Origin of the sequence: Rhodoferax sp., assembly GCF_014859475.1 — a bacterium.
In the GTDB taxonomy this organism is placed as follows: domain Bacteria; phylum Pseudomonadota; class Gammaproteobacteria; order Burkholderiales; family Burkholderiaceae_C; genus Rhodoferax.
On sequence record NZ_JACUUE010000137.1, the window covers coordinates 1 to 6,857 of the forward strand.

At 61.5% G+C, this 6,857-nt stretch carries 6 protein-coding genes and 1 tRNA gene; all 7 read right to left on the reverse strand.

What is annotated here, in order from left to right; genetic code table 11:
• Position 1: 1 nt before the first annotated feature.
• A tRNA-Ala gene (locus tag IBX54_RS11010) sits at positions 2 to 77 on the reverse strand.
• A gap of 62 nt (positions 78 to 139) precedes the next feature.
• The gene (gene gltX / locus IBX54_RS11015; protein ID WP_296542701.1) at positions 140 to 1,528 is read right to left on the reverse strand and encodes a glutamate--tRNA ligase; all 1,389 of its coding nucleotides are present in this window, start codon (positions 1,526 to 1,528) and stop codon (positions 140 to 142) included.
• Positions 1,525 to 2,748: an O-succinylhomoserine sulfhydrylase gene (locus tag IBX54_RS11020; RefSeq protein WP_296542702.1), complete on the reverse strand. Its 1,224-nt coding sequence runs from the start codon at positions 2,746 to 2,748 to the stop codon at positions 1,525 to 1,527. Before IBX54_RS11020 ends, gltX begins: the two co-directional genes overlap by 4 nt.
• 2 nt (positions 2,749 to 2,750) lie before the next feature.
• Positions 2,751 to 4,250, reverse strand: coding sequence for an amidophosphoribosyltransferase (purF, locus tag IBX54_RS11025; protein ID WP_296542703.1), 1,500 nt, complete (start codon positions 4,248 to 4,250; stop codon positions 2,751 to 2,753).
• 27 nt (positions 4,251 to 4,277) lie between these two features.
• Positions 4,278 to 4,766 carry a CvpA family protein gene (locus tag IBX54_RS11030; RefSeq protein WP_296542704.1) on the reverse strand — a complete coding sequence of 163 codons (489 nt, stop codon included), beginning with the start codon at positions 4,764 to 4,766 and terminating at the stop codon, positions 4,278 to 4,280.
• A 16-nt stretch (positions 4,767 to 4,782) separates the two neighbouring features.
• Complete coding sequence (locus tag IBX54_RS11035) at positions 4,783 to 5,463, reverse strand: SPOR domain-containing protein (RefSeq protein ID WP_296542705.1); 681 nt, start codon at positions 5,461 to 5,463, stop codon at positions 4,783 to 4,785.
• A 19-nt stretch (positions 5,464 to 5,482) separates the two neighbouring features.
• The gene (gene folC, locus IBX54_RS11040) at positions 5,483 to 6,802 is read right to left on the reverse strand and encodes a bifunctional tetrahydrofolate synthase/dihydrofolate synthase (protein ID WP_296542706.1); all 1,320 of its coding nucleotides are present in this window, start codon (positions 6,800 to 6,802) and stop codon (positions 5,483 to 5,485) included.
• Positions 6,803 to 6,857: the final 55 nt, after the last annotated feature.

Sequence of the window (6,857 nt, forward strand, 5' to 3'; positions counted from 1 at the left end):
TTGGTGGAGGTAAGCGGGATCGAACCGCTGACCTCTTGCATGCCATGCAAGCGCTCTCCCAGCTGAGCTATACCCCCGAATCCACATTGCTTTTTCAGAAGCAGCGTTAATTCCCAAGCCGCAAATTATAGCGTGATTTTCAGGCCTGTTTTAAGCGGCTTATGACTTTTTCTCGATCAAAAAGCGCAAGCACCGCATCCAGCGACGGCGTGTGGGCGTTGCCAACCACCAGCACCCGCACCGGCATGGCCAGATGTGGCATTTTCAGGCCGCAAGCGCTCAGCACTTCCTTGATGGTGGCGGCAATGCCAGCCTTGTCCCAGCTGCAGGTGGCCAGCTTGTCGGCCAACAGGGCCAGCGCAGGCTTGACCGCTTCAGTGACATGCTGGGCCAGGTCGGCCGCCGCGGGCTGCACGTCGGCATAAAACACCGCCGCCCAGTCGGCCAGCGTCACGATGGTGTCGCAGCGGTCCTTGAACAGCGCACACATGCTGGTCAAACGCGCATCCGCTGCAATGCCGCGCTTGGCAAGTTGCGCCTGCACCAGCGGTGCCAGCACCTCGTCGGCGGTGATCTTGATGTGCTGGGCATTCACCCAGCGCAGCTTGGCTTCGTCGAACTGCGCAGCGCTCTTGCCCAGGTGATCGAGGTTGAACCATTCCAGGAACTGTGCCCGGCTGAAAATTTCGTCGTCGCCGTGACTCCAACCCAGGCGAGCCAGGTAGTTCACCATGGCATCGGGCAGGTAGCCTTCTTCACGGTACTGGGTGACGGCCTTGGCGCCGTTGCGCTTGCTCATTTTTTCGCCCTGCTCATTGAGCACGGTGGGCAAATGGGCATACACCGGCGGCTCTTTGCCCAAGGCTTTGAAGATGTTGATCTGGCGCGGCGTGTTGTTGACGTGGTCATCACCGCGAATCACATGAGTAATAGCCATGTCGAGGTCATCGACCACCACACAGAAGTTGTAGGTGGGCGTGCCGTCCGGGCGCGCAATCACCAGGTCGTCGAGCTCGGCGTTGCTGATCTCGATGCGACCCTTGACCTTGTCGTCCCACACCACCGAGCCACCTTGCGGGTTCTTGAAGCGCAGCACCGGTTGCACCCCTTCGGGAACAGGCGGCAGGGTCTTGCCCGGCTCAGGGCGCCAGGTGCCGTCGTAACGCGGCTTTTCCTTGGCGACGGTCTGGCGCTCGCGCAGCGCATCGAGCTCGGCCATGCTCATGTAGCACGGGTAAACCTGGCCGGCGGCCACCAGGTCGGCGAGCACCGCCTTGTAGCGGTCCATGCGCTGCATCTGGTAGAACGGGCCCTCGTCGTAGTCCAGCCCAAGCCAGGCCATGCTCTCAATGATCACATCGACGGCGGCTTGGGTGGAGCGCTCCAGGTCGGTGTCTTCGATGCGCAAAATAAAGTCGCCGCCGGTGGCGCGGGCAAAGGCCCACGGGTACAGGGCCGAGCGGATGTTGCCCAGGTGGATGAAGCCGGTGGGCGACGGCGCGAAACGGGTACGGGTTTTTTGGGTCATGAGAGGTCGTTCAAATGGTGCAGGCCACGGCTCAGGTCAGCCTGAATGTCGCCCAGGTGTTCCAGGCCCATGGCAATGCGAATCAGGCCTTGGCCAATGCCGGCGGCCTGGCGCTGGTCTTCGGTCAGACGGCCGTGCGAGGTGGTAGCGGGGTGGGCGATGGTGGTTTTGACATCGCCCAGGTTGGTTGTGACCGAGCACACCTGGGTGCTGTCAATCACATGAAACGCGCGCTTGCGGGCTTGTGCCGCGTCGGATGCGTGCACATCGAACGACACCACGGCACCGCCCAGGCCGCTTTGCTGGCGCATGGCCAGTTCGTGCTGCGGGTGCGAAGCCAGGCCGGGGTAATAGACATGGGCCACGTTGGGCTGTTGCTCTAACCAGTTCGCCAGCGCCAGTGCACTTTTGCACTGCGCGTCCATACGAATCGCCAGCGTCTCCATGCCCTTGGTGACAACCCAGGCGTTGAATGGCGACAGCACCATGCCAACCGTGCGGTTGATCGGCCAAAACACGTCGTTAACGTACTTGTGCGAGCCGCAAATGGCACCGGCCACCACCCTGCCCTGGCCGTCCAGGTATTTGGTGCCGGAGTGAATCACAAAGTCGGCGCCAAACTCGACCGGGCGCTGCAGCGCGGGGCTGCAAAAGCAGTTGTCCACGGCCAGCAGCGCACCACCGCTGTGCGCCACCTCGGCCAGCGCCGCAATGTCGCAAATATCCGTTAGCGGGTTGGTCGGGGTTTCGGCAAACAGCAATTTGGTATTGGGTTTGAGCGCAGCGCGCCACTGCGCCACGTCGGTTTGCGAGACAAAGGTGGTTTCCACGCCAAACTTGGCAAACTCGCCAGCGAACAGGCGCAGCGTGGAGCCGAAAACCGACTGCGAACACACCACATGGTCACCGCTGCGCAGCAAGCCCATGCCCAGCAGCAGCACGGCGGCCATGCCGCTGGAGGTGGCTATGGCGGCCTCGGTGCCCTCAAGGGTGGCCAGACGCTGCTCCATGCCGGTCACGGTAGGGTTGCCGACGCGGGTGTAGGTGTAGCCGTCTTCCTCGTTGGCAAAACGCTTGCGCGCGGTCTCGGCATCGGGCTGCAAAAAGCTGCTGGTGAGGTACAGCGCCTCGGAGTTTTCACCGTACTGGCTGGGCGCAATGCCCGCGCGCACCGCCAGCGTGTCGCGGTGCAAATTATCAGGAAGTTGTTTGGCGGGCATAGTCAGTCTTCGTGGTTGGGCAGTGCCAGGCGCGAGCTGTCTTCGAGCGTCTCGTCGCCATCGACGCGGCTGGCGTTGAGCCGCTCAATATCTTCCAGCGTGATGTCGCCGGTCACGTAAATGCCGTCAAAGCATGACGCGTCAAAGTTCTGGATGGCCGGGTTGAGCGAGCCAATGGCTTTCTTCATGCCATCGACATCCTGGTAAATCAGCGCATCACAGCCAATGATTTGGCAAATCTGCGCCACCGTGCGATTGTGTGCCACCAGCTCGTCCTGCGTTGGCATGTCGATGCCATAAACATTGGGGTAGCGCACCGGCGGCGCCGCGCTGGCCATATAAACCTTGTTGGCACCGGCATCACGCGCCATTTGCACGATCTCTTTGGACGTGGTGCCGCGCACGATGGAGTCGTCCACCAGCAGCACATTACGGCCCTTGAATTCGCTGGCGATCACGTTGAGTTTTTGGCGCACCGACTTCTTGCGCACCGACTGCCCCGGCATGATGAAGGTGCGGCCCACGTAGCGGTTTTTCACAAAGCCTTCACGGTAAGGCAGGCCCAGCAACTGCGCCAGTTGCGCCGCGCTGGGGCGACTCGACTCAGGGATCGGGATAACCACATCGATCTCGTTGGGCGGCACAGTCGAGATCACTCGCTTGGCCAGGGTCTCGCCAAGGTTCAGGCGCGCCTGATACACCGAGATGCCGTCCATCACCGAGTCTGGCCGGGCCAGATAGACAAATTCAAAAATACAGGGGTTCAGCACCGGGTGGTCGGCACATTGCTGCGCATGCACCTGGCCTTGCAGGTCGATGAACACCGCTTCGCCCGGTTGGATATTGCGCTCGAACTTGTGGTTGGTGCCCTCCATGGCCACCGATTCACTGGCCAGCATGACGGTGCCGTCGGTCACCCCCATACACAACGGCCGAATACCAAACGGGTCGCGAAAAGCCAGCACGCCATGGCCGGCGATCATGGCGATCACCGCATAGGAACCCTTGATGCGGCGATGCACTTTTCGCACCGCCTCGAAAACGTCGCGCGGGGTAAGCGGCAGGCCGCGCGTGGTTTCACCAATTTCGTGGGCCAACACATTGAGCAGCACCTCGGAGTCGCTCTCGGTGTTGATATGACGATGGTCGGCACTGAACAGTTCGGCCTTCAGGGCGTGGGCGTTGGTCAGGTTGCCGTTATGCACCAGCACGATGCCAAACGGCGCGTTGACATAAAAGGGCTGTGCTTCTTCTTCGCTGAAGGCGTTGCCCGCCGTCGGATAGCGCACTTGGCCCAGGCCGCAGTTGCCCGGCAAGGAGCGCATGTTGCGGGTGCGAAACACGTCGCGCACCATGCCCTTGGCCTTGTGCATGAAAAATTTTCGCTCTTGCTGCGTCACAATGCCTGCAGCGTCCTGGCCACGGTGTTGCAACAGCAGCAGCGCATCGTACAGGAGTTGATTTACCGGGGCGTTACTGACAACGCCGACAATTCCACACATGGTTTTCCAATCTTTTCAACGACTTGTTCAAGCAGGCAAATAAGGCAGCAATTCAAGTGGCATGGCGGGCCTGAGCCCCTGGAGCACTGCCAAAGACATGGCGATGCCCCTGGACTCGTGCCATGCCGGGCTGGTTTTGAACTGTGTCATGTCCGCCAGCACGGTGGCCAGCAGCAACAGCAAAACCCCACGCAAGGCGCCAAAAGCAGCGCCCAATACACGATCCACCGGCCGCAGACCCACCGTGGCCATCACCTTTTTCAACAGCGCGGAAAGCAGGCCGCCCAGCATAGCCACGACAATAAAAACCAACAAAAACCCGGCGCCGTAGCGCAGCAGCTCGCTGGAACCGCTCATTGGCAAAAAATCCGCCACATCCAGCGCCAGCCACTGTGCCAGCACAAACGCAGCCACCCAGCTCAGCAGCGACAAAACCTCGAATACCAGGCCGCGCCAGGCACCCAGCAACACCGACAGCAGCAATACCGTGGCAAATATCCAGTCCAGCGCAGCCATGCTTATCGGCCACCTGTCACAGCGTCAGCAAAACGGCGGGCAGGTTCAGCTTCTTGATTTTTTCTGCTGCCTTTTCAGCCTCGCCCTTAGTTGAGAATGGCCCGACCCGCACCCGAATACGTTTGCCGTCTTTGGTTTCTACCACTTGGGTATAGGTCTTGAGGCCCGCGCTCTCCACCTTCATGCGCACCTCGCGCGCACGCGCGGCGTCGGCAAAAGCGCCTATCTGCACCACAAAACGGCCGTCGGCGACGGCGGGCCGCACAACGGCCGCCTTGCCGTCCAGCAGCGCCTGGGCCCGGTTGGCTTCGGCGGCCTTGGCAGCGGCCGCAGGTTTGACTGGCTCTGCGGTTTCGGTGATCACCATAGGCTGCGTTGTTGCCGGTTTGGCTTCGGCCGCCACGATGGGCGCGACAGGTGTGATGGGGGCAATGGCCGTCGCATTGGATGCGGGCGACTCTGGCAGCACCAAGGGCAGCACCTTGTCTTTATCCGGAATGTCGATCGGGGTGTCCACCGCGATGGGGCGGGGCTGCTTGTCGAACAGCAGGGGGAAGCCAATCACGCCGATCAGCACCAGCACCGCAGCGCCAACCAGGCGATGCTTGGCGCGCTGGCGCATGCGCTCCACACTTTCGGGCTGAACTGACGCGCTTGGGGCGGAGTCGCCCTTTTTGCGAAACTTGAAAAAGTCCATGCAGATAAGTTGGTGTGAATCAGGATTGAGGCAGATGCTTGCCCTGCAATTGGGGCACGCCGTCTTTGAGCACGCCGCCCACCGTCAGGAACGATCCGAAAACGACGATTCTATCAGCGGGGTCGGCACCAGCCAGGGCCGCCTGGAGCGCCGCTTCCGGATCAACAAACACTTCGGCCGTACAGTCTTTGCGCTGGTTGATGCGCTCCCATTGCGCCATCAAATCGGTCGCCCGGGCGGCGCGCTCGGTGGGTAAATTGGTGAAATACCACTTGTCCACCAGCGGGTTGAGGCGCGTGATCACGGCATTGATGTCCTTGTCGGCCATGCTGCCGAAGATGCCATGCGTGGTCGGGAAGAAGCCCATGGCATCGAGGTTGACAGCCAGCGCCGCCGCTGCATGCGGGTTGTGCGCCACGTCGAGCACCAGGTTGGGCTGGCCCGGCACAATCTGAAAACGCCCTGGTAAATCAACAAACACAAAGCCGTTGCGCACTGCCTGCGCCGTGGTCGGCAGACGCTCGCGCAGGGCGGTGAGCGCCGCCAGCACCCCAGCCGCATTGACCAGCTGGTTGGCGCCGCGCAGCGCCGGGTAGGCCATGCCGCTGTAACGCCTCCCGCGCCCGGCCCAACCCCACTGCTGCTTGTCGCCGGTCACGTTGAAATCAATGCCCACACGCCACAGGTCGGCACCCACCTCGAGCGCGCGGTCGAGCACGCTTTGTGGCGGCAGCGGGTCGCTCACCACCACGGGTTTGCCGGTGCGCATGATGCCGGCTTTCTCGTAGCCGATGGCTTCGCGGGTTTCGCCCAGCAGCGCTGTGTGGTCCATGTCGATGCTGGTGATGATGGCGCAGTCGGGCTCGATGATGTTGACCGCATCGAGCCGTCCACCCAGCCCCGCTTCGAGAATCACCACCTCGGGCGAACTCAAACGCATCAGGTCCAGAATCGCCAGCGTGGTGAATTCAAAATAGGTCAGCGAGATGGCATCCTGGTCTTGCACCCGGGCGCTTTCCACACGGGCAAAGGCCGCCACCAGTTCTGCCGCCTTGACGGCCTCGCCATTGAGGCGCAGGCGCTCCTCAAAATGCACCAGATGTGGCGAGGTATAGACCCCGGTGCGGTAGCCCGCCTGCAACAAAATGGATTCCAGCATGACGCAGGTAGAGCCCTTGCCGTTGGTGCCGGCCACGGTAATCACCGGGCAATCAAAGCGGATGCCCATGCGCTGTGCCACGGTGTGCACCCGCTCCAGGCCCAGATCAATCGCGGTGGGATGCAAACGCTCGCAATAGGCGAGCCAGTCTTGAAGCGTGTGAAGCGTTGAAGTCGTCATAAGTTGAATTGTCCACCAGACCAGGCCCCGAGCAACACACCCCTGTCCGTTTTAA

Coding starts and splice junctions, on each gene's coding strand:
- IBX54_RS11030 (WP_296542704.1), bottom strand. CDS start 4,766: ATGGCTGCGCTGGACTGGATATTTGCCACGGTATTGCTGCTGTCGGTG.
- gltX (WP_296542701.1), bottom strand. CDS start 1,528: ATGACCCAAAAAACCCGTACCCGTTTCGCGCCGTCGCCCACCGGCTTC.
- purF (WP_296542703.1), bottom strand. CDS start 4,250: ATGTGTGGAATTGTCGGCGTTGTCAGTAACGCCCCGGTAAATCAACTC.
- IBX54_RS11035 (WP_296542705.1), bottom strand. CDS start 5,463: ATGGACTTTTTCAAGTTTCGCAAAAAGGGCGACTCCGCCCCAAGCGCG.
- IBX54_RS11020 (WP_296542702.1), bottom strand. CDS start 2,748: ATGCCCGCCAAACAACTTCCTGATAATTTGCACCGCGACACGCTGGCG.
- folC (WP_296542706.1), bottom strand. CDS start 6,802: ATGACGACTTCAACGCTTCACACGCTTCAAGACTGGCTCGCCTATTGC.